This window comes from Pinibacter soli, assembly GCF_029961145.1.
Taxonomy (GTDB): Bacteria; Bacteroidota; Bacteroidia; order Chitinophagales; family Chitinophagaceae; genus Pinibacter; species Pinibacter soli.
In genome coordinates this window covers 759,881-782,791 of the sequence record NZ_JASBRG010000001.1, presented here as the reverse complement: position 1 = coordinate 782,791, position 22,911 = coordinate 759,881, and the positions used below count along the sequence as shown (strand labels likewise).

Here is a 22,911-nt window from a genome sequence, read left to right as displayed (position 1 = left end):
GATCACTTAAAACTTATTGTCATGAAGACTAAAAATATTTTTCTCCTTTTTATAATAGCCGTTGCAAGTGTTGCCTGCATCATCGCCGGCTGCAACAAAAACTTCCTGGACGTGCCTGCGCAGGGTCAGCAAACAAAAGAAGAAGTTAGTAAAGATCCAAACGCAGCATCCAACCTTGTGTTGGGCGCATACAATGCGTTATACTTTGGCGGTTTCGGAAGTACAACTGTGGGCCTCGAAATGAATCTTACCGTAGACATTGCATCGGATGACGCTGACAAAGGAAGCTCTCCATCTGACCAGCAGGAAACTGCAGGCAAGATGGACAACTTTACAGTAGATGCAAACGTTGCCTATCTCAATAATTTGTGGAACGGGCACTATACTGCAATCGCCCGTACTAATCAGGCGCTGTCCGTGTTGAACACTGCTACTTTTGATGAAACAATAAAAAACAGATTGATTGGTGAAACAAGATTTCTGCGTGGTTATTTCTACTTTAACCTTGTAAGATTGTTTGGCGGCGTTCCTTTAATATTAAGGGCTCCAACAATTGCCGACCAAAACAACGATGAGTTTGTTGTGAAGAAATCTGTAGACAGCGTTTACGCAGCAATCATTGCCGATCTTCAATTTGCCGTTGACCATCTTCCTCTTCGCGGAGGCCCAGGCGCAACAGAGGGTCGCGTAAACAAAGGCACAGCGGAAGCCTATCTTGCCAAAGTTTATCTCTATAAAAAAGACTATCAAAAAGCATATGATCTTACAAAGGATATCATGAACTCCGGTAAGTTTTCACTTGTGCCATATCCTTACTATGCAGCGGTTTGGAGAGAAAAACCAGATCATGGAGTAGGCGGAAATAATAACAGCGAATCTATGTTTGAGGTGCAGGCCGCGAAGAACAATGCCTGCGATGCCATTAGCAAACTATACAGCAACGGACAGGGGCCGAGGGCCGGAGGTAGCGGTGGTTGGGAAAATAAGTTTCCTACTTTCACCTATACCGGAGATCTTGGATTCGGTTTAAATACTCCTTCCGCCGATCTGGCAAATGCGTATGAGGCAAATGATACACGCAAAACCGCAACCATCATTTTCGTACAACCAACCGGGGGGACAAATGCAGGAACAGTACTTTTTGACGGGTTCAGAATTCCAACAAAGGATTCTGTTCAAAACGACAGATACAATTACAAAGCATATCACAGTCCAGTAGCTGAAACGGTCGCATGTAACGGCCCAACCGACAAAGATGATAAACCTAAAAACATTAGGCTGATGCGTTTTGCAGATGTCTTGTTGATATATGCAGAGGCCGCAGTGCAAACAGGCAAAACTGCAGATGCACAAGTGGCACTGGATTCCATCAGGCACAGAGCAGGGCTTGCATCTGTTCCTGCAACCATCAATAACATTTGGAAAGAACGCCGTGTAGAACTTGCAATGGAATGCGACAGATTCTTCGATGTGGTGCGCCAGGGACGCGGCGTGCAGGTGTTTGGTCCGTTAGGATTTACGGCCAATAAAAATGAAGTGTTCCCCATTCCTCAAAATCAGATTGACCTGAGCGGTGGAAAATTGAAACAGAACCAGGGATACAACTAACAGTTTTTATTCGTGCATTTTAAAAAAAGAATTACCATGAAAAGCATATTCAAAATATTTTCATCAACTGCGATAGCAACTATGTTGTTTGCATTAATACTTCTCGCAGCTTGTACAAAAGTTGATTACGGCGATGATTTCAAACCATCTCCACCACCGCCAATTGGAGACTATAATGTATCCAACGATGTTGCCAAAGATGCTATCATAGCAAAATGGAGCTTCGAAGGTGTGCTGAAAGACAGCATCGCAAATATTACATCTACAAAAGACACTGCTATAGGATATGCCACAGGAAGGTCCGGATTTGGGCAAGCCTATCAAGGTAAAGATGGCGCTTATGCAGTATACGGGAGTCCTGGATCTGCAATTCTGGGACTGAAATCTTACACCATTTCAATGTGGTTAAAAGCAGGACCTACAAACAATCAGGCACGCGGAATTTTCGCTATCAACAGAACGGATGATTTCTGGGGCAACCTTGACATATACCAGGAAAACTACGGAGCAGACAACACCACCCTGTTTTTTAAAGTACACATGAACAACGACAATGCGGCGGCCTGGAAAGGTCAGTTTACCGATACTAAAATTGCAAATGGGATAGGTAAATGGGTGCACATTGCTGTAACTTATGACGGAGCGACTTCTGCCTTGAGGATTTATGCCAATAACCAGTTGCAAGTTATAAACTCTGCAGGCAACCAGCCATCAACAACGCCCACATTACATGGCGACGATCCGGCAATCAATCCTAATGCAGCATATGGGCCACTCAAATTTAAGAATGCAACGAAAATGGTGGTAGGAACATGGCATTTTCAAACCTATCCATCACTGACTGATGGCGCAGGAGCCCAATCATGGGCAAATAGTTTCTTAGGTGCCATAGATGAATTTAGGATTTTTAACAGAGCGCTTACGGCAAAAGAAGTAACCGCACTATTCAAACTTGAAAAATTAGGTTTATAAAGATCTTGCTTTGTGTAACAGCAAAGCTTGCCCTCGTATTTTACACACATGAGAAAAAAGAGTCAAGACATATTGGTTGTTTCTGCTAAATCAGAAACGCCAATATGTCGAAGGCTTTTATTAACAGTAATCTAAAAAGAGGTTCATCTTACCTTACTGAACAAACCTTATTCACATTATGTCAGCTAAAGCTTATACCGGCTTATTGATAATGTTGTACGTCTTACTCTGTTGCTCAAAAAACAATGATTCAACGCCGCCTCCCGAACCACCAGTGCCGGAGGTTTTTCATCTTAATAACATAACCGTTGACGGCCAGCACGCCTCCAATGGATTTAAATGTAAAAATGTGAAAACAACACCGCCTATAATGCTTGTTTTCAGTGCGCCGGTAGACATGACAACTACCGCTACCAACATTTTTATTCGTGATAAAAACGGTGCAACAGTTCCGTTAACATTCAATAACCCAACGCCAACCGATAGCAATATTGTAGAAGTGAAGGTGAAAAATGCTTTGCAAAATATTTCTTTGTACAAACTTACTGTGAACACTAATCTTACTTCGCAAAAAGGTACAAAGCTTGATGCAGAAGCCAACGTGAATATTCTTACTGCTATTGACAGCACAGATAAGTTTCCCCGCATTTCAGATAGCGCACTACTCGATGTTGTACAAAAACAAACCTTTAAATACTTCTGGGATTTTGCTCATCCGGTAAGTGGAATGGCACGAGAGAGAAATACATCCGGCGATGTGGTGACAACAGGAGGAACGGGATTTGGCGTAATGGCAACCATTGCTGCAGCCAATAGAAGTTTTGTTTCTAGAACGGACGCCGTTTCCCAAACCCAAAAAATTGTTTCGTTTCTTAAAACAGCAGACAGTTTCCACGGGGCATTTCCACACTGGCTCAACGGAGCTACCGGCAAAGTGCAACCGTTCAGCGACAAGGATAATGGCGCCGATTTAGTAGAAACATCTTTCTTAATGCAAGGCTTGCTGACTGCACGACAATACTATAATCAATCTTCCACCACAGAAACGCAGCTTAGAAAAGACATCGATAGTTTGTGGAAGGCGGTAGACTGGAGCTGGTTCAGAAAAGATGTGGGCAGTGGTCCGGAAAATGTACTATACTGGCATTGGAGCCCAAATTATAATTGGGACATTGGTTTGAGAGTTTCCGGTTGGAACGAGGCTTTGATGACCTATGTTCTGGCAGCCTCTTCGCCCACCCACACTGTTCCTAAAGTTGTATACGACAATGGCTGGGCGCAAAACGGTAATATGAGAAATGGCAAAACATTTTTGGGGTATCAATTGCCGTTAGGCCCTGATTGGGGCGGCCCCTTGTTTTTTGCACACTATTCTTTTTTAGGAATCAATCCAAACGGCCTCACCGATGCTTATGCTAACTATCAAACACAAACTATCAATCACACGCTGATCAATAATCAATATTGCATCTCCAATGCTGCCAACTATTTTGGTTACAGCAGTCAGTGTTGGGGATTAACGGCAAGCGACGACGGAAGGCAAGGCTATCTTGCACATAGCCCAACCAATGATAACGGAACGATTTCGCCAACAGCAGCCGTTTCTTCATTACCTTATGCGCCAAATCAATCCATGGCAGCAATCAAATTTTTCTATTATACACTCGGTGACAAGTTGTGGAAGGACTACGGCTTTGTGGATGCGTTCAATTTAGAAGATGCATGGTTTGCAGATTCTTTTCTGGCAATAGACCAGGGACCGCAGGTTGTGATGATTGAAAACTATAGAACCGGATTGTTGTGGAACCTGTTCATGAGTTGCCCGGAAATAAAAACAGGAATGATATCATTGGGCTTTCAAAGCCCCCGTTTATAATTAGAAAATAGAAATTCAATGTCGTTTAGTTAAGCAACTTTTCAATTACTTGGTTGCTATGCCTAGAAAAGAAAGACTGCTTGTCATCCCGACGAAGGAGGGATCTGCGTGATTGTTTACGCATAGTGTTCATTGGTGTTAGGCTCAGATCCCTCGTTCCTCGGGATGACAAGAGAGAGGCTTTTGTTTTTTCAAACACCTTAACTAAACGGCATTGAATTAGGAATTAGGAAATAGGAATTAGAGTGCTCACATCATATCTGTATTATGACACAAAGAAATATTATGAGACATGCGGTTTGCCTAAGTCTTTTGCTGATCGCATTTAGTTGCACCGCCACTTTTGCCCAGAAGAAACAAAAGGAAAATACATCCGGAGTTTTTGATCCGACAAAACGACCGAAGAATTTATCAGACTCTGCATTGCTTGATCTTGTGCAGAAGCAGACCTTTCGTTACTTCTGGGATTTTGGACATCCGGTAAGCGGTCTTGCGAGAGAGCGGAGCAATCGCTCATTCGATTATGGCGATGAAGTGGTGACAACCGGTGGAAGCGGTTTTGGTATTATGTCAATTATTGTTGGTGCAAGTCGCGGATGGATCACTCGGGAGCAAGCTGCAGAACGCATGAACAAGATCGTAAAATTTTTATGGAAAGCAGATGCTTATCATGGAGCGTTCCCACACTGGCTGGATGGCGCAACAGGTAAAACCATACGTTTCGGGAGAAAGGATGACGGTGCAGATCTGGTAGAAACCTCGTTTCTTTTTGAGGGGCTTTTATGCGCAAGACAATATTTCGATAAAGACAATCAAATGGAACGCGAGATTCGCGACCGCATCAACTGGATGTGGGGCGAAATAGAATGGAGCTGGTTCACCCGCGAGGGACAGGAAGTGCTGTATTGGCACTGGAGTCCAAACAATGGATGGGTAATGAATTTCCCTTTGCGGGGATTTAATGAATGCATGGTTGTGTATGTATTGGCTGCATCAGCAGACCGCTATCCTGTATCATCTGCCGTGTACCATCGCGGATGGGCGCAAAGCGATTTCTTTAAAAATGGTAAAGAATTTTACGGCATAAAATTGCCGCTTGGTTTTGATTACGGTGGCCCGTTGTTCTTCTCACACTATTCATTTGTTGGTCTTGATCCACGCGGATTGAAAGATAAATACGCAGACTATTGGGAGCAAAATAGAAATCACACATTGATCAATCATGAACATTGTGTGCGCAACCCAAATAGTTTCAAAGGTTACGGAGCAAACTGCTGGGGGTTAACTGCCAGCGACACATACAATGGTTACGATGCAAGTTCGCCAACCAATGATCACGGCACCATTGCGCCAACTGCGGCTCTTTCCGCATTTCCCTACACACCGGAATATTCCATGCAGGCACTAAAACATTTTTACTACGACCTCGGCGATAAAATATGGAGCGAATACGGTTTTGTAGATGCCTTTAACGAAAGTGAAAGTTGGTACGCAACATCGCACCTCGCCATTGATCAGGGCCCTATAATTGTGATGATAGAAAACTACAGGTCCGGATTGCTGTGGAACCTGTTCATGAGCTGCCCCGAAATACAAAGAGGGTTGAAGAAGCTGGGCATTGAAAGTCCGAAAACGAATTGAAAATTGAAAGTTGAAAGTTGAAAATGATGTGTGGTGAATGGCATTCGCTCTCAAAAAATCCGTGTAAATCAGTTTAATCCGTGTCATCTGTGTGCCAATTTCCCTACGTCAATTCAACGTCAACGCGCAAATCCAGCACACCCAAATATCAATTTCGATAACTTAGCGAACTACCAAAAGACAGCACGATGAAAAAAATCGCAGTTCTCATTACAACATTATTGTTTTGCACTATAGGTTTGTTTGCACAACAAAAAGCTTTCTGGAACGACATACAGGTATTTAAGAAACAAGACAGTATTAATCCTCCGCCACAACAGGCCATTTTGTTTATCGGCAGTTCTTCCTTTACAAAATGGCACGACGTTCAAAATTATTTTCCTGATTACAAAATTATCAATCGCGGTTTTGGCGGTAGCACATTGCCCGAAGTAACCGGATATGTAAACGATATCGTTTTTCCATATCATCCAAAACAAGTGGTCGTGTATTGCGGCGACAATGATCTTGCCTCTTCTGATACCATCACTGCTGCAACAGTAGCAAACAGGTTCAAAAGCTTATTTCAGATACTTCGTGCAAAATTGCCAAATACTTCAATTGTGTATGTTTCTATCAAACCGAGCCCCAGCAGGAAAAAGCTAATGCCCAAAATGCAGGAAGTAAATGAGGAGATAAAATCGTTTTTGAGCAAACAAAAAAATACTGCGTTCGTTGATGTTTACCATAAAATGCTCAACGCTGATGGCAGTATTATGAGCAACATTTTTATAGAAGATCAGTTGCACATGAATGCAAAAGGTTATGCCATTTGGCAGAAAGAAATACAACCGGTTTTGAAAAAGTAGAGACGGATGATAATCCGTCTTTGCAATGATGTTAATACGCCTATTATCGGAGACGGATAATTATCCGTCTGTACAAATAAATAACAGACAAGATGAAGAAACTTTTGATGATTGGTGCCTGTTCGATTGCAATGCACGTTTCACAGGGCCAGACAAAAACAAATACGCAGGATGCAAAGATGAACGCATTCGTAAACAGTCTCATGCAAAAGATGACCGTGGAAGAAAAGATTGGCCAGCTAAATCTTGTAACACCCGGCGGAACGGTAACCGGCTCTGTTGTCAGTAAAGATGTTGACAATAAGATCCGCAACGGACAAGTGGGATCATTGTTTGGAATCACTGGTCCCGATAAGATCAGAAAAGCACAGGAAATAGCCGTCAACAATTCGAGGCTTCATATTCCATTAATATTTGGCCTTGATGTTATTCATGGTCACAGGACCATTTTTCCCATACCTCTCGGTTTGTCATGTTCATGGAACATGGACATGATTGAAAAAAGTGCAAGCATTGCTGCATCCGAAGCAACAGCCGATGGCTTAAGCTGGGTCTATTCCCCAATGGTGGACATCGCCCGTGATCCGCGTTGGGGGCGCGTATCCGAGGGTTCTGGTGAAGATACTTATCTCGGTTGCAAAGTTGCCACAGCAATGGTAAAAGGCTATCAGGGCAACGGCTATTCAGATCCAACAAAAGTGATGGCTTGTGTAAAGCACTTTGCATTATACGGTGCCGCGGAAGCAGGTCGTGATTACAATACAACCGACATGAGCCGCATCAAAATGTATGAATATTATTTACCTCCTTACAAAGCTGCTGTAGATGCCGGCGTTAGCAGCGTGATGTCGTCCTTCAACGAAGTTGATGGCGTGCCCGCTACGGCAAACAAATGGCTGATGACGGATTTGCTGCGCAAACAGTGGGGCTTCAAAGGTTTTGTAGTTACAGATTACACTGCTATCAATGAAATGATCGATCATGGTTTAGGCGACCTGCAACGCGTATCTGCGGAGGCGCTGAAAGCGGGAATCGATATGGATATGGTGGGAGAAGGTTTTCTAACCACTCTTCAAAAATCTTTGAAAGAAGGAAAAGTAACAATAGCACAGATCAACGAGGCGTGTAAGAGAGTGCTGGAGGCAAAATACAAACTTGGTCTCTTCGATGATCCCTACCGTTATTGCAATGAGCAAAGATTCAATTCTGCGATCCTTACAGACGCGAACCGTGCTGCGGCTCGTGAGTTTGCAACAAAATCAATGGTATTGTTAAAAAACAACAATAATGTTTTGCCATTGCAAAAAGGTAAAACCATTGCGTTAATCGGGCCGCTGGCAGATAACAAACGAAACATGCTCGGCACCTGGAGCGTATCCGGCGATCCTGAAAAAAGCATTCCTGTTTTGCAAGGCTTGAAAAATGTCGCAGGAAACGACGCCAATATTCTGTATGCAAGAGGTTGTAATATTTCAGACGACACCATGTTTGCAAAAAAAGTAAATGCATTTGGAAAAGAAATAGAAATCGACGCTCGTTCACTCCAGCAGATGATCGACGAAGCAATAGCAACGGCAAATAAAGCAGATGTAGTCGTAACGGTGCTCGGCGAGGCCGCGGATATGACCGGAGAGGCATCCAGTATGTCTGACATCGGATTACAAAAAAGTCAGAAAAGATTATTGGAAGAATTAAAGAAAACAGGTAAGCCAATTGTGATTGTTCTTTTGAACGGAAGGCCAATGACATTAACCTGGGAAGATCAAAATGCTGATGCAATTCTTGACGCATGGTTCTCCGGAACAGAGGCCGGCAATGCCATTGCAGATGTATTGTTTGGCAACTATAATCCTTCCGGTAAATTAACAATGAGCTTCCCTAGAAACGTTGGACAAATTCCAATCTACTATAATCACAAAAACACCGGTCGTCCGTATAGTGGAGTGGGTACAGGAAAATTCAGATCGAATTATCTTGATGTGTCAAACGATCCGTTGTATCCTTTTGGATACGGGTTGAGCTATACTTCGTTTACTTACAGCAACGTAACTCTCAGTTCGCCTGCCATGAAGCAAGACCAGAAAATAACAGCCTCTGTAACGGTAACCAATAGTGGAAAATTTGATGGAACAGAAACCGTGCAGTTGTACATCCGCGATCTGGTAGGAACAATAACAAGACCGGTTAAAGAATTGAAAGGCTATCAGCAAGTAACATTGAAAGCCGGTGAATCTAAAAAAGTAGATTTCACCATCAGTGTTGAAGATCTTAAATTCTATAACTCCGATTTAAAACGCGTTGCAGAGCCCGGCGACTTCAAAGTATTCATAGGCACAAACAGCCGCGACGTGAAAGACGCAAGCTTTAAGCTGGTGCAGTAGGCGTGAGCACGCAGATGACGCTGATTTAATAATTGAATAACTGAATGACTGAGGGTTTATGTTTTGGCAAACCAGTCAGTTTCTATCATTCAGTTATTCTTTTTTTTATACACAATGATCAGTGTACATCTGCTAAATCAGCGTCATCTGCGTGCAAACAAAAAATCCGTGTAAATCCCCCTAATCCGTGTCATCTGTGTGCCATATCTTTGCCCGCAAACAACATGGCATGGCAATCAAAAACATCATCTTCGATCTTGGCGGAGTGTTATTGAATCTTGATTTTGGCAAAACAGCAAAGGCATTCCAGGACTTGGGAGTAGCCAACTTCAACGATTATTTTACTCAAACACATGCTAATCCTTTATTCAAAACGCTAGAAACAGGAGATGTGCCAAGTGAAGTTTTCTACGATGAATTCAGGGCCACAACAGGATTGCGCGTAACCAACGAAGCAATTGCCGGAGCATGGAATGCCATGTTACTCGATTTTCCAAAAGAAAGAATTGAACTGCTGCAGGAGTTAAAGAAGAAATACAGATTATTTTTATTCAGCAATACAAATGCTATTCACTACGATTCCTTCCAGGAAACATTTGTAAAAGAGTTTGCTCATCAATTTGATTCACTTTTTGAAAAAGCCTATTACTCTCACATAATTGGCCAGAGAAAGCCCAACGTATCAGCATTTGAATACATTCTCATTGATGCAGGAATCGTGGCAGAAGAAAGTGTTTTTATAGACGATACATTGCCAAATGTAGAAGCGGCAAAACAAGCAGGTATTGATGGTTGGCATTTGCAGGCGCCCGAAAATGTAATTGAGCTGGTAAAGAAAAAAGGGTTATGAGTTGTGAGTTCTGAGTATGGGTTCCTAAACTTAGTACTCAAAAATTATGAACCGAAGTTTTTAATAAGAATCGAAGCAAAAAGTTGTTAGTGAGCGAATGACCAACTGCATATCAGCAAACACTCATACTCAATACTCACCACTCAAAACTTTACTTCACCTCCTCAAAATCAATATAGTCCTCCTTATTGCCACTTGGTTTTGTATGGCGCTCGCTTACGGAAAATCCAGAATGGTTTTCTGAAGCCTGACTTGAGCTCGTCTGATTGTAATACTCATTAAAACCGCCTCCCTGGCCGTTCATTTGTTCCTGCATCGTTCTGAATTGTTTGCGTACAGTCTGAGTAGTACGTGCTACAGGAATGATGAAATCAAAAACCAGTTTGTATAGTATGTATAGGCCGATTGCCCAAAATATAAATTCGATAATCATAATGTGTAAAGGTAAGGTTCTCTCAAATTTCGCCTGTTAACGATTATGTAAAAGTAATGTCAAAAGGCTAAAACGCCCAATGCTAAACGCCTAACGCTTAATGTTCAGGGCAGTTTGCGTTATGCATTAAGCGTTTGGCCTTCAGCATTTATATATTATTTGGAATTAACACTCTCCCTACTTACATTTGCATTCGGAAAAAGAATCAAATGAAGGGAACGGACACCGTTCCCTTCTTCTTTACAGTATGGCAAACGAAGAAAAATTAAATCCCATCACGCAGATGATGGAAGGACTGTTACAAGAGGATCCAAGCGTTTTTTTAGTGGAAGTTCGCATCAAACCAACCAATAATATAAAGGTATTTCTGGATGCGGATGCGGGCATTTCAATAGAAAGATGTGTGTTCTTCAATCGTAAATTGTACAAACTCATTGAAGAGGCAGCGCTTTTTCCCGAAGGCGATTTTTCCCTGGAAGTATCTTCACCCGGCCTTGATGAACCATTGAAATTGCGTCGCCAGTATCAAAAGAACATTGGCAGACAGGTGGAAGTTACTTTTAACGACGGAACAAAACTGGAAGGTAAGTTGCTGGCAGTGAATGAGAACGATCTGCTTTTGGAAGAAACCAAAGGAAAAAACAAGAAAAAAGAGCAGGTAATTCATGCTCTTGCATTTAACAACATTAAAACAACAAAAATTCAAGTAGTTTTTTAAATCGCTAATGGACTGACCATTAGGAAACTTAAATTTTCAAAGCTATGGCAAGTATAAATTTAATTGAAGCGTTCCAGGATTTTAAAGATGCAGAGAGCATTGACCGTCCTACGATGATGAAAGTTGTTGAAGACGTATTCAAGACCCTGCTTCGTAAAAAATATGGCAGCGATGAGAACTTTGACGTAATTGTAAACGCTGACAAAGGTGACCTTGAAATTGTACGCCGCAGGATGATCATGGAAGATGATGATGTGAATGATCCTAACGAAGAAGTTTCACATAGTTATGCCTTGAAAATATCTCCTGACTATGAAGTGGGAGAAGAGCTTTACGAAGAAGTGGAAATATTGGACTTCGGTCGTCGTGCTATCCTGGCCGCTAAACAAACACTTGCAAGCCGTATCGGTGATCTTAAGAAAAACGCACTGGTAAAAAAATACAACGACAGAGTAGGCGAAATTATCAGCGCAGAAGTTTACCAGGTTTGGAAAAAAGAAATCTTGCTTTTGGATGAAGATGGCAGTGAGCTGATCCTTCCAAAGAGCGAACAAATACCGCAGGATTATTTCAAAAAGGGCGAAAACATCCGCGCAGTAGTAAAAAGAGTAGACCTTAAAAATAACACTCCGGTAATCATACTTTCCCGCACTAGCCCATCATTTTTGGCTAAATTGCTGGAAATAGAAGTTCCCGAAATTTTTGATGGCCTGATTGTTATTAAGAAAATCGTACGCGAACCAGGCGAGCGTGCAAAAGTAGCTGTAGAAAGCTATGATGACAGAATTGACCCTGTAGGAGCCTGCGTTGGTATGAAGGGTAGCCGTATCCACGGTATCGTAAGAGAATTAAAGAATGAAAACATAGACGTAATCAACTGGACAAGTAACCTGCAGTTGCTGGTACAGCGTTCATTAACGCCGGCCAAGATAACTAACATGGAAATTGACCAGGACAAGAATCAGGCGAATGTTTATTTAAAACCAGACCAGGTTTCTCTGGCAATCGGTCGTAAAGGTGTGAACATCAAGCTGGCACAGGAGTTGACAGGTTTGTCAATTGACGTGTACAGAGATAACGAGGGTGAGGTAGAAGAGTTTGATATCGATCTGAGCGAGTTCTCCGATGAAATTGAAACATGGATCATTGATGAGCTGAAACGCATAGGCTGTGATACCGCACGTAGCGTTTTGGATCTTACAGTAGAGGAACTTGAAAGAAGAACCGACCTGGAAAAAGAAACTATTGAAGAAGTGAAGAAAGTTTTGGAATCTGAATTTGAAAAAGAATAATCATATGAAGATTTATTAAAACTTCTGTTTCTTTGCATTCTTAGATTCCTTCTGCATTAGTTCCGGGGAAATATTTAATCAATATTCTACAACAAAAAAACGAACTTTACAAATTGTCAGCCAGAAAGTGCGGCAATGGACAATAAAAAATACGAATGGCAGAAACATTAACACCAAGATTGATGGCGGCGGCTAAAGAGTTTAACATCGGTAAAGAAACCCTTGTGGAATTTTTGGCTGGAAAAGGATTTGACCGTGATGATTTAAAACCCACTTCCAAATTATCGGAAGACATGTATCGTTCGCTCCAGCAAGAGTTTCAGGGCGATAAGGTTGCCAAAATTAAGAGTGATCAGATTGACCTTCCCAAAGGAAATACTGATGCAAAGAGGAAGAAAGAAGAAGAAGAAATAGCATTCAAAAAAGAAGTTAAGAAAGTAGTGCCAGCGGCAGTTCCGCAACCTCCCGTTGCAGAACAACCGCCTGTTGAGCAGCCAAAAATAATAGAACCAGTTGTTGCTCCTCCTGCTCCTGTAGTTGTAGAGCATCACGAGCCGGCTCCGACTGCGCCCGCACCAGCACCTGTTGTTGCCGAGCAGCAACCGGAGAAAAAAGAGCAGCCTGATGTAGTGAAGGTGAATGCTCCCGAAATTGAAGGACCTAAGGTTCTTGCAAAAATTGATCTGTCTGCTATCGACTCTTCTACGAGGCCTAAAAAGGTTGTCAAAAAGAAAGAAGACGAAGAAGCAGAACCTGTAGTTGCTAAAGCTGAACCACAGGTCGCTGAGCCGGAAGTTGTAAAACAACCGGAAGTAACAGCGCGACAAGAAGAGCCGAAAGTAGAAGAAAAAGCTCCTGAAGTAAAACCTGCAAAAGAAGAAGCAAAACCTGCACCGGTTGAAGAACCTGTTCAGGAAAAAGCTCCGGTTGCAGAACAAAAACCGGTGGTTGAAGATGACGGTGGATCAGAAGGACCGGTAATCGAAAACATCAAAGCCGAAAAATTGGAAGGCCCTAAAGTATTAGGTAAAATTCAATTGCCAATAGACAGCAATACCCGTCCTAAGCCCAGCGATGAGAAACGTAAAAGAAAACGTATTCCTATCGACAAAAAAGGCGATCAGCCACAGCAAAGACCTCCACAGCAAGGTGGACATCCGGGTCAGCAGCATGGTGGCGGTCATCATCAGGGTGGACAAGGTCAAGGTCAGTTTAACAGACCAAGACCTCAGTTTGGCGGACCTAACCAACAACAAGGTGGTCAAGGCAACAGACAAGGCGGTCATCAGGGTGGTCAAGGCGGTGGATTCCGTGGAAACGACAGAAGAGGTCCGGGCGGTCCTGGTCAGCACCCACAAAGAAGTGGTCCTGGCCAAAACAGACCTCCGATCAGAAGAGAAGATAAAGAAATCAACCAGAAAGAAATTCAGGATAAAATCCGTCAGACTCAGGCAAAACTTGCCGGTTCAAGTGGACGTGGTAAGAGCCTGAAAGCAAAATACCGTCGTGAAAAACGCCAGGAACAAGCTGAACTGTCCGGTGCAGAAAACATGCAGGATAACAAACTGCAGGTTACCGAATTTATCAGCGTAAGTGAATTGGCAAGTTTGATGGATGTGAGCTATGCAGAGGTAATCGGAAAATGTATGGGACTTGGTATGATGGTGTCCATCAACCAGCGTCTGGATGCAGAGGTTATTGAGCTTGTAGCAAGCGAATTCGGATACGACGTTGAATTTATCGGTATCGACGATGCCGCTGAAATGGAAGAGGAAGAAGTAGTAGACTCTCCGGAGGATCTGCAACCCCGCTCTCCAATTGTTACCATCATGGGTCACGTTGACCACGGTAAAACCTCTTTGCTTGACTACATCCGTAGCGCAAACGTGGTTGCGGGTGAGTCCGGTGGTATCACACAGCACATTGGTGCGTACCAGGTAGATTTACCAAACGGTAAACAAATTACTTTCCTTGATACACCAGGTCACGAAGCGTTTACAGCGATGCGTGCCCGTGGTGCGAAAGCTACCGATATCGCGGTTATCGTAATTGCTGCGGATGATGCGGTGATGCCTCAGACAAAAGAGGCCATCAGCCACGCACAAGCTGCAGGTGTACCGATGATCTTTGCGATCAACAAAATCGATAAAGACGGAGCCAACTCTCAAAAAATATATGAGCAACTGGCGGGTATGAACTTGCTGGTAGAATCATGGGGCGGTAAATACCAAAGCCAGGAACTGAGTGCCAAAAAAGGACTGAACGTAGACCAGCTGTTGGAAAAAATTCTTCTTGAAGCAGAATTGCTTGAATTGAAGGCTAATCCAAACAGGGAAGCTACTGGTACGATCATCGAGGCAACTTTGGATAAAGGCCGTGGATACGTTGCCACAGTGCTGGTACACAACGGTACCTTAAGACAAGGTGATCTTGTAGTATCTGGCCAAAACTATGGTCGCGTAAAAGCAATGTTCAACGAACGTAACAAACGCGAAGACGTTGCTCCACCATCAACACCAGTATTGATCTTAGGATTGAATGGTGCGCCACAAGCCGGTGAAAAATTCAAAGTGTTTGATGATGAAAGCGAAGCAAAAGAAGTAGCAACACGCAGAGCCCAAATCTTACGTGAACAAGGCATCAGAACCAAGAAACATATTACACTGGATGAAATCGGTCGTCGTTTGGCTCTTGGTAACTTTAAAGAACTTAACCTCATCATCAAAGGTGACGTGGATGGTTCAGTAGAGGCGTTGAGTGACTCACTACAAAAACTTTCTACAGAAGAAGTTGCGGTAAGAGTGGTACACAAAGCGGTAGGTCAGATCACAGAAAGCGATGTATTGCTGGCAACAGCTTCCGATGCGATCGTGGTGGGCTTTAACGTTCGTGCATCTACTCAGGCATCCAGACTGGCAGAAAACGAAGGTGTGGAAATCAAAACATACTCTATCATCTATAACATCATCGATGAAGTTAAGAGTGCGATGGAAGGTATGCTTGAACCGAAGATTCAGGAGAAAGAGGTTGCCACTGTTGAAGTACGTGAAGTGTACAAGTTTGACAAAGCTACAGTTGCGGGTTGTTTGGTTACCGATGGTAAAATCAAACGCGACAGCAAAATCCGCTTGTTCCGCGATGGTGTATTGATCTATCCAAGACAAGAAGGTGGTTTTGCAGAGCTTGGAAGCTTGAAACGTTACAAAGACGACGTGAAAGAGGTTGCAAACAATACCGAGTGCGGTCTTACAGTTAAAGGCTTCGCTGATATCCAGGTGGGCGATACCATCGTAGCAATAGAAGTAGAAGAAGTTAAACGTACGTTATAAGATCTTATACATTCAAAAGTCAAAATTTAAAAGTCAAAAAAGGAAGGAAATCTTCGGTTGTTTGAAAGCAACATATTTGACTTTTGAGTTTTGACTTTTTCTTTTTTACAATAAACATTTGTTAAAAGAGCGAATAACAGCATTACGAAATATTTCAATAGATACTTTTGAAGTAGTTACTATATCGTCGAAAGACCGATGAGTAAAACAAATACCAAATGAAAAAAGCTTTTCTTATAACAGGGTTAGCATGCATTGGAGGTTTAGGCTTCGTGCAGGCACAAAACCACAAAGTTGTTGCTGACCAAATTGTTGGGATCGTTGGTGACAAGATCGTTCTCCAATCCGATGTTACCAACTCTATACTCGACGCTAAAAGAAGAGGGCAGCAATTGCCAGACAACGCAGAATGTATTTTGATGCAGCAGATCCTTGCACAAAAGGCAATGGTTTTGCAGGCTGAAAAAGACTCTATCGTTGTTTCTGATGAAGATATTGATGCAAAACTTGAAAACCAGATCCGCGAGTTTATCGCGCAGTACGGTTCAAAAGAAGCATTGGAGCAAATCGCCGGTAGAACTGTTTATCAGATTAAAGATGATTTCCGCCAATCTTTTAAAGAGAAAGAATTAGCAAGGAAAATGCGCGACAAGATCGTAGAGTCCATCAAGATTACTCCGGTTGAAGTGAAAGCATTTTACGATAAAATCCCGAAGGACCAGCTACCGTTCTACGAAACAGAAGTTGAAGTAGGTGAAATTGTAAAATATCCAAAAGCAAACCGCGATCTGGAGAAATATGCAATGGAAGAGTTGAACGACTATAAGAAGCAAGTAGAAGCTGGTCAAAAGAAATTCGAAACACTGGCAAGTTTGTATACTGATGATCCCGGAAGTAAAAACACCGGCGGTATGTATAATATTAACCGTAATGAAAAACAGTGGGATCCGGCATTTCTGAACGCGGCTTTCCGCTTGAAAGATGGCCAAATCTCTCCTGTTTTCAAGTCAAAGTTTGGTTATCATATCATTCAAATGGTGAGCAGGAATGGAGATGACGCTGTTGTTCGTCACATCCTGAAGATCCCTCAAATTACCGATGATGAGTTAAACGATGCAGTAAAACTGTTGGATTCAATTCGTACACAACTTGTTGGCGGTAAAATCGGTTTCGGTGAAGCGGTATCAAGATATACCGATGACGAAAACGCAAAATTCACTGCAGGTATGCATTTGGGTCAGGATAACAGCACCTTCTTAACCATCGACCAGTTAGATAAAGATGTGGTGCTTGAACTTAAAAACCTGAAAGCGGGTGAGTATTCTAAACCGATCGTTACAACAGATCAAACAGGTAAAAAAATTGTACGATTAATTTTCCTGAAAACACGTACAGAACCACATAGAGCCAATTTGAAAGATGACTACAACAAAATGGCAGATAAGGCAATCGAAGAAAAGAAAGACGAGGCCATGGAAAAATGGTTCAATAGCAAACTGCCTACTTTCTACATTATGCTGGATGACGAATTCAAAAATTGCCCGGAGTTGAAACCGTGGTATCAGAACGCAACCGCAGACAAATAAGTAAAAACACTTAATAAAAATAAATATTTGAGTGCCTTGAGATTTCAAGGCACTTTTTTTTAATATTTGTAGTTATAATAGGTTTCAAACCATTAACCAAATCTTTTGTGAAAATAAAAATTCCAAAGATTTGGCAACCAACATGACCACAACAGAGCCTAAATCAGGAGCTAACATGCTTAATGAGCTGTTTATCAGCAATCCATTGCCTATGCTTATATTGGCAATGGACGATTTATCTATCCTTGTGGCCAACACTGCAGCCATCTCCAGCTACGAATTCAGCAAAGAAGAATTACTGGAACGATCACTTTACGATATTGATCTGAATTTTGCCTCCTTTTACCAGGAGTTCAAAATCTTTACAGCCAACTCAAGCGAAAAAGTTACACGCACACATAGGAAAAAAAATGGCATTCTGATCGACGTTACGTTTGTCGTCTCGCATGTAACATATCATGACCAGACTTGTTTGTTGATGACAATCACTGACTGCAAGGACATTAAAGCTGCATGTGAGAATAATGACGCCTGCATAGCGTTAACGCCGGGGGTAAAAAAAGAACATGACTTCCGTACGCTGGCGGATAACGCGCCGAGCATCATTCAACGTATCAATCGCGATCTAGATTACACCTACATTAATAAGACATTTGAAAAGGTCCTTAAGAAAAGTGTTACAGATCTCATTGGAAAAAATGTCATTGACATAAACAAACACAATAGAGATCTGCCTCTTTTCCTGGAAACAGCCGATAAGGTTTTTAAACAAGGAACTACAGAAACCATCACCATTTCGATTCCCACTCCTGATCAAACATTTCATTTTCTCACCGTTCTCGCACCTGAATACGACGAAAATGGGATCATAGAATCAATCATTGTTATCAGTAACGATGTAACTGCTATAAAGATTGCCGAAAAAGAGGTCCGCAAAAAAGAAGCGGAACTCATAAGATCTAATCAGCGTTTTAAACTGGCTGCAAAAGCCACCAAGAGTGCGATCTGGGATTATGATTTTAAAACCCAGGTTTTGTATTGGGGAGATGGCTTTTACACGCAGTTTGGTTATACACAAGGTTATATTGAGAGCAGGTTTGATTTTTGGGAATCACATATCCATCCTTCGGAAAAAGATAGAGTAACCCAAAGTATTGATGAATTTATAGAATCGGGCTCCAGGGAACTTTGGAGAGGCGAGTACCGTTTTAAGAGAAGTGATGGAAAATTCGTTTCTGTAGTTGATAAAGGATACATCATTTTCGATGAAAATAAAAAGGCCATGCGGATGGTAGGAAGCATGGAAGATATAACGGATCAGAAAAGAAGACAGAAAAAAATAATAAAAGAAGAGCTTGACAAGCAAAAATTGGTGGCGCAGGCAGTAGTAGGAGCACAGGAAAAAGAAAGGGCCGAGATAGGAAAAGAGCTCCATGATAATATCAACCAGATACTTTCCACTGCGAAACTTTTTCTTGAAGTGGCAAAGGTGAATGGGCAGGAGCGAATGATGCTGATAAAAAGAAGCGCAGATCATATTCATCATGCGATCAATGAAATAAGAAATATTTCGCGATCACTTGTTCCGCCTAGTATTGGTGATTTGGGACTTTCCGAATCCATCAACGACCTTGTTTCAAACATAAAAATGTCTGGCAAGATCAACGCAATTTTTAACGCAGAAAAGGACCTTGATGCACAGATACCGCAAAACCAACAGTTGATGCTGTTCCGCATTGTACAGGAACAGGTAAACAATGTGATGCGTCATGCAGAAGCAAAAAACCTTGCAGTTGTTTTCTCCAAGGAAGAAAATTATTTCCAGCTACAGATTACAGACGATGGAAAAGGTTTTAGCAAAGAAAATATTAAGAAAGGAGTCGGCTTATCAAACATTATCAGCCGCGCCGAAATTTTTAACGGAACGGTAAAGATCGATTCTTCACCCGGTGAAGGATGTACTCTTATAGTAACTATACCTCTAAACAATTAAAATCCCTATGACTAAACTAACTATTTTGATTGCGGACGACCACAAACTGATCAGAGAAACCTGGAGTTATATCCTGAACAGCGACACTCGATTTGAAGTGGTGGCGGAATGTGGCGATGCGCTAAGTGCTGTAGAAATGGCAAAGCTGAAAAGGCCGAACATTGTTTTGATGGACATTAATATGATGCCATTCACGGGATTTGAAGCAACAGAAAAGATCAGAAAATTGTCTCCGGCTTCAAAGATCATCGGGGTTTCCATGCATTCACAGCCGGCATATGCAAAGAAGATGCTGCAAGTAGGCGCGACCGGTTATGTAACCAAAAACTCTTCAAGAGAAGAAATGTTCAAAGCGATTATAGAAGTGTATAAAGGCAATAAGTACATCTGCGATGAAATAAAGAACATCATTTCTCATCAAATGCTTGATGAAAAAAACGAAGAACCAAACATCCATTCACTTACCGAGCGTGAGGTTCAAATTATTAACTTCATCAAACAAGGAGATTCTTCGAAAGAAATTGCAGATACACTTGACATTTCTTTAAAAACAGTTGAAGTTCACAGGCACAATATTTTAAAAAAGCTGCGTCTGAAAAACACTGCAGCGTTGGTGAATTTTATCAACAATACGGGGAATTACCTGAACTAAAGTTTACGACCGATTGCACAAATGGTAAGGGTTTACACTTATATGAGTGTGAATAATACAATTAAACCTGTGAATTTGTTTGTGAATGAGTTGCAAAAGTTAGAATAAACTAGCACTTTCGATCTTGAAATCCTAATTATAATAAAAGTCCAAAGATCCAACGATTATGAAAAACATATCCATTATCCTTTAAAAGTCCAAATCCAAGGTCCATATCCGAAAAATCCTTTTTCAGTAATCCTGTTGGAACACCCCCCAAGCCTATGAAGACTACGGGGGTTTTTTATTTTAATCAGCATATCTCTAAATAGCCGGTTGTCTTCGATGACCGGTTTTTTGTTTACTATATTTATACTGATTTTTCACGCGACCACGGGTCGCAACAATCAAGCCAAAGTCTTGCAAATTAGTAGAGTAAACAAAATAACAAACTTCTTTTTCAACCTATCATCACCGTTAGGGCTACACGAAAGCATAGAAGTGTTGTTCCCTCACCAATTACCTGAGGTAAAAAAGGTAATCGAAATATTTTTTACCCGCTACTTTAATGACAACGAAAAAAGACATTTTATCATAGGCATCAACCCTGGCAGGTTTGGTGCCGGAGTGACAGGCATTAATTTTACAGCGCCAAAACAACTGACCGAAAACTGTCAGATTCCTAATTCTTTCAAAATGCAAACCGAACTTTCTGCCGAGTTTGTGTACGAAGTAATAGACGCTTATGGAGGGTGCGCAGCATTTTATAAAAAATTTTATCTCGCTTCTGTATCGCCACTTGGCTTTGTAAAAAATGGCGTCAACCTCAACTATTATGATGACGTGGATCTGAAAGAAGCCATTAAACCGTTTGCAATTGATAATATGCAGAAGCAGATCAAAATGATGCAGACAAACCGTAACAAATGTATTTGCCTTGGCGAAAAGAACTTTGCTTTTTTCAATGAACTAAATAACGAACATCATTTCTTCAAAGAAATAATAAAACTGCCGCATCCAAGATTCATTATGCAGTACAAACGAAAAACCCAAACGGAGTTTGTACAGAAATACCTGGATGCGCTCGCGGAGCTTGAAACTTAGTTTTTCATTCTAAACGAAATTCTATGAGCTTCTTTAAAACTTGTTTGACTATCGCTGCAATGATAATTTTTGCGATTTCCTGCAGCTCCCCAAAAAAATCGCCACATTATAATTACGTATACAAACCGCAATCACAAGCGCTGTTTGATACCATTGCGCATCTTGACAGTGTTTTTTTCAATGCCTACAACAGTTGCAATATCGATGTGCAGGCGGCAATGTATAGCGACACTATGGAGTTTTACCATGATAAAGGCGGCTTGATGACAGATAAGGCACAAATTCTGGCAGATACCAAAAAGTACGTTTGCGGTAACAGGGTTAGCCGTGAACTGGTAAAAGGAAGCATAAAAGTGTATGCAATCAACAACTACGGCGCGGTAGAAATGGGTTTGCATAAGTTCCACAATGGCGTCGAAAACTCTACGTCGGAGCCATCTAAGTTTATTATTTTTTGGCAAAACGTTAATAACAAGTGGTTGATAAAGCGTGTGGTAAGCTTGCATTAAAAATCGATCATGTATAAGCGATGCCGCAAACTTTCTTATCTTTCCTAAAACTCGTTCAGCATGAATACATTACCACCTGAAAAAGTAAAACAGTTTTTTTTTATTGGAGTGTTGGTTGTTTTGGGCTGGATACTTTTCAGGGAACTGCAAAGTTTTATTCCGGCGTTTCTGGGAGCACTTACTTTTTATGTATTGCTACGCAAATGGATGTTTCGCCTTTGTAAAAGAGGCTGGAAAAAAGGATTGGCAGCTGCTGTATTGATGTTGTTGTCTTTTCTCATTATCATGTTACCTATTTACTTCATGGTTAACATGCTTTCGTCGAAAGTGATTTATTTAATACAACACTCCGATGAAATAACCCTATCCCTGAAAACATTTATAAACGACCTCGAAAAAAGGCTCGGATATGAAATTCTCAATGATGAGAATATTCAAAAGTTGAGCGACCTGATAATGAAAGAGTTACCGGCATTATTGGGAGCCACCTTCAGCACGCTTACCACCATTATAATGATGTACTTCATTCTCTATTTTATGCTGGTAAGCGGGGATAAGATGGAGAAATGGTTTAATGAGTTTTTTCCGTTAAAACCCGCCAATATTCAGTTGCTGCGCAAAGAAATCCATAATATGGTGATAAGCAACGCGGTTGGGATTCCGTTGATAGCCCTTTTGCAGGGTACGGTGGCGTTAATCGGTTATTTTATTTTAGGCGTAAAAGAGCCTTTTTTGTGGTTCGGCATCACCTGTTTTACAGCCATGATCCCGATTTTAGGGGCGGCATTGGCTTATGTTCCGCTGGGAATAATCTTTTTTGCCAACGGAGAAACCTGGCGCGGAGTAGCCCTGTTGATCTTTGGTTTCGGCTTTATTGGCACGGTCGACAATGTGTTCCGTTTCTGGTTACAGCGCAAAATAGGTGACGTTCACCCGCTAGTAACCGTGTTTGGTGTGTTGATCGGAGTGCCATTATTCGGGTTTATTGGGTTGATTTTCGGTCCGCTGCTCATTTCCATGTTCCTTTTACTGATAAAAATTTATGGCATAGAATTCAATTTGGTTGATTCTCAAGAGGTTAAAAATTAGATATGTAAAGTGCTGATGTGTTTTTATGATTATATAAACACTTTCTTAATA

At 41.6% G+C, this 22,911-nt stretch carries 17 protein-coding genes; 16 read left to right on the top strand and 1 reads right to left on the bottom strand.

Annotated elements, in window-relative coordinates:
- Nucleotides 1-21: 21 nt before the first annotated feature.
- From QJ048_RS03140 to QJ048_RS03110, 7 genes are all read left to right on the top strand, one after another.
- Entirely contained in the window at nucleotides 22-1,608 is a 1,587-nt protein-coding gene (locus QJ048_RS03140; protein ID WP_282332874.1) for a RagB/SusD family nutrient uptake outer membrane protein, read from the top strand.
- A 36-nt stretch (nucleotides 1,609-1,644) separates the two neighbouring features.
- Entirely contained in the window at nucleotides 1,645-2,580 is a 936-nt protein-coding gene (locus QJ048_RS03135; protein ID WP_282332873.1) for a LamG domain-containing protein, read from the top strand.
- Nucleotides 2,581-2,758: 178 nt separating this feature from the next.
- Nucleotides 2,759-4,456 carry a glucoamylase family protein gene (locus QJ048_RS03130; protein ID WP_282332872.1) on the top strand — a complete coding sequence of 566 codons (1,698 nt, stop codon included), beginning with the start codon at nucleotides 2,759-2,761 and terminating at the stop codon, nucleotides 4,454-4,456.
- Between the two features lie 267 nt (nucleotides 4,457-4,723).
- On the top strand, nucleotides 4,724-6,097 hold the full coding sequence (locus QJ048_RS03125) for a glucoamylase family protein (RefSeq protein ID WP_282332871.1): 1,374 nt from the start codon (nucleotides 4,724-4,726) through the stop codon (nucleotides 6,095-6,097).
- A gap of 188 nt (nucleotides 6,098-6,285) precedes the next feature.
- Entirely contained in the window at nucleotides 6,286-6,945 is a 660-nt protein-coding gene (locus tag QJ048_RS03120; RefSeq protein WP_282332870.1) for a GDSL-type esterase/lipase family protein, read from the top strand.
- 92 nt (nucleotides 6,946-7,037) lie between these two features.
- Nucleotides 7,038-9,326 carry a beta-glucosidase BglX gene (gene bglX / locus QJ048_RS03115; RefSeq protein ID WP_282332869.1) on the top strand — a complete coding sequence of 763 codons (2,289 nt, stop codon included), beginning with the start codon at nucleotides 7,038-7,040 and terminating at the stop codon, nucleotides 9,324-9,326.
- A gap of 229 nt (nucleotides 9,327-9,555) precedes the next feature.
- Nucleotides 9,556-10,176 (top strand): HAD family hydrolase, encoded by a 621-nt coding sequence (locus QJ048_RS03110; protein WP_282332868.1) that lies wholly within the window; start codon nucleotides 9,556-9,558, stop codon nucleotides 10,174-10,176.
- Between the two features lie 151 nt (nucleotides 10,177-10,327).
- Here QJ048_RS03110 and QJ048_RS03105 read toward each other — a convergent pair whose 3' ends face one another.
- Nucleotides 10,328-10,609 (bottom strand): DUF4834 family protein, encoded by a 282-nt coding sequence (locus QJ048_RS03105; RefSeq protein WP_282332867.1) that lies wholly within the window; start codon nucleotides 10,607-10,609, stop codon nucleotides 10,328-10,330.
- Between the two features lie 247 nt (nucleotides 10,610-10,856).
- Between QJ048_RS03105 and QJ048_RS03100 the strand changes: the two genes are divergently transcribed.
- From QJ048_RS03100 to QJ048_RS03060, 9 genes are all read left to right on the top strand, one after another.
- A complete protein-coding gene (locus tag QJ048_RS03100) occupies nucleotides 10,857-11,327 on the top strand; it encodes an LSm family protein (RefSeq protein ID WP_217791387.1) in 471 nt (156 codons plus the stop codon).
- A 44-nt stretch (nucleotides 11,328-11,371) separates the two neighbouring features.
- The gene (gene nusA, locus QJ048_RS03095; RefSeq protein WP_282332866.1) at nucleotides 11,372-12,619 is read left to right on the top strand and encodes a transcription termination factor NusA; all 1,248 of its coding nucleotides are present in this window, start codon (nucleotides 11,372-11,374) and stop codon (nucleotides 12,617-12,619) included.
- Between the two features lie 155 nt (nucleotides 12,620-12,774).
- On the top strand, nucleotides 12,775-15,948 hold the full coding sequence (gene infB / locus QJ048_RS03090; RefSeq protein WP_282332865.1) for a translation initiation factor IF-2: 3,174 nt from the start codon (nucleotides 12,775-12,777) through the stop codon (nucleotides 15,946-15,948).
- A gap of 218 nt (nucleotides 15,949-16,166) precedes the next feature.
- Nucleotides 16,167-17,534, top strand: a complete 1,368-nt coding sequence (locus QJ048_RS03085; protein WP_282332864.1) for a peptidylprolyl isomerase — start codon at nucleotides 16,167-16,169, stop codon at nucleotides 17,532-17,534.
- 142 nt (nucleotides 17,535-17,676) lie between these two features.
- Nucleotides 17,677-19,527: a PAS domain-containing sensor histidine kinase gene (locus QJ048_RS03080; protein WP_282332863.1), complete on the top strand. Its 1,851-nt coding sequence runs from the start codon at nucleotides 17,677-17,679 to the stop codon at nucleotides 19,525-19,527.
- 7 nt (nucleotides 19,528-19,534) lie between these two features.
- Complete coding sequence (locus QJ048_RS03075) at nucleotides 19,535-20,179, top strand: response regulator transcription factor (RefSeq protein ID WP_282332862.1); 645 nt, start codon at nucleotides 19,535-19,537, stop codon at nucleotides 20,177-20,179.
- Nucleotides 20,180-20,578: 399 nt separating this feature from the next.
- Complete coding sequence (locus QJ048_RS03070) at nucleotides 20,579-21,262, top strand: uracil-DNA glycosylase family protein (RefSeq protein WP_282332861.1); 684 nt, start codon at nucleotides 20,579-20,581, stop codon at nucleotides 21,260-21,262.
- A gap of 23 nt (nucleotides 21,263-21,285) precedes the next feature.
- Entirely contained in the window at nucleotides 21,286-21,771 is a 486-nt protein-coding gene (locus QJ048_RS03065) for a nuclear transport factor 2 family protein (protein WP_282332860.1), read from the top strand.
- Between the two features lie 60 nt (nucleotides 21,772-21,831).
- Nucleotides 21,832-22,860 carry an AI-2E family transporter gene (locus QJ048_RS03060; protein ID WP_282332859.1) on the top strand — a complete coding sequence of 343 codons (1,029 nt, stop codon included), beginning with the start codon at nucleotides 21,832-21,834 and terminating at the stop codon, nucleotides 22,858-22,860.
- Nucleotides 22,861-22,911: the final 51 nt, after the last annotated feature.

Coding starts and splice junctions, on each gene's coding strand:
- QJ048_RS03140 (WP_282332874.1), top strand. CDS start 22: ATGAAGACTAAAAATATTTTTCTCCTTTTTATAATAGCCGTTGCAAGT.
- QJ048_RS03135 (WP_282332873.1), top strand. CDS start 1,645: ATGAAAAGCATATTCAAAATATTTTCATCAACTGCGATAGCAACTATG.
- QJ048_RS03130 (WP_282332872.1), top strand. CDS start 2,759: ATGTCAGCTAAAGCTTATACCGGCTTATTGATAATGTTGTACGTCTTA.
- QJ048_RS03125 (WP_282332871.1), top strand. CDS start 4,724: ATGACACAAAGAAATATTATGAGACATGCGGTTTGCCTAAGTCTTTTG.
- QJ048_RS03120 (WP_282332870.1), top strand. CDS start 6,286: ATGAAAAAAATCGCAGTTCTCATTACAACATTATTGTTTTGCACTATA.
- bglX (WP_282332869.1), top strand. CDS start 7,038: ATGAAGAAACTTTTGATGATTGGTGCCTGTTCGATTGCAATGCACGTT.
- QJ048_RS03110 (WP_282332868.1), top strand. CDS start 9,556: ATGGCAATCAAAAACATCATCTTCGATCTTGGCGGAGTGTTATTGAAT.
- QJ048_RS03105 (WP_282332867.1), bottom strand. CDS start 10,609: ATGATTATCGAATTTATATTTTGGGCAATCGGCCTATACATACTATAC.
- QJ048_RS03100 (WP_217791387.1), top strand. CDS start 10,857: ATGGCAAACGAAGAAAAATTAAATCCCATCACGCAGATGATGGAAGGA.
- nusA (WP_282332866.1), top strand. CDS start 11,372: ATGGCAAGTATAAATTTAATTGAAGCGTTCCAGGATTTTAAAGATGCA.
- infB (WP_282332865.1), top strand. CDS start 12,775: ATGGCAGAAACATTAACACCAAGATTGATGGCGGCGGCTAAAGAGTTT.
- QJ048_RS03085 (WP_282332864.1), top strand. CDS start 16,167: ATGAAAAAAGCTTTTCTTATAACAGGGTTAGCATGCATTGGAGGTTTA.
- QJ048_RS03080 (WP_282332863.1), top strand. CDS start 17,677: ATGACCACAACAGAGCCTAAATCAGGAGCTAACATGCTTAATGAGCTG.
- QJ048_RS03075 (WP_282332862.1), top strand. CDS start 19,535: ATGACTAAACTAACTATTTTGATTGCGGACGACCACAAACTGATCAGA.
- QJ048_RS03065 (WP_282332860.1), top strand. CDS start 21,286: ATGAGCTTCTTTAAAACTTGTTTGACTATCGCTGCAATGATAATTTTT.
- QJ048_RS03060 (WP_282332859.1), top strand. CDS start 21,832: ATGAATACATTACCACCTGAAAAAGTAAAACAGTTTTTTTTTATTGGA.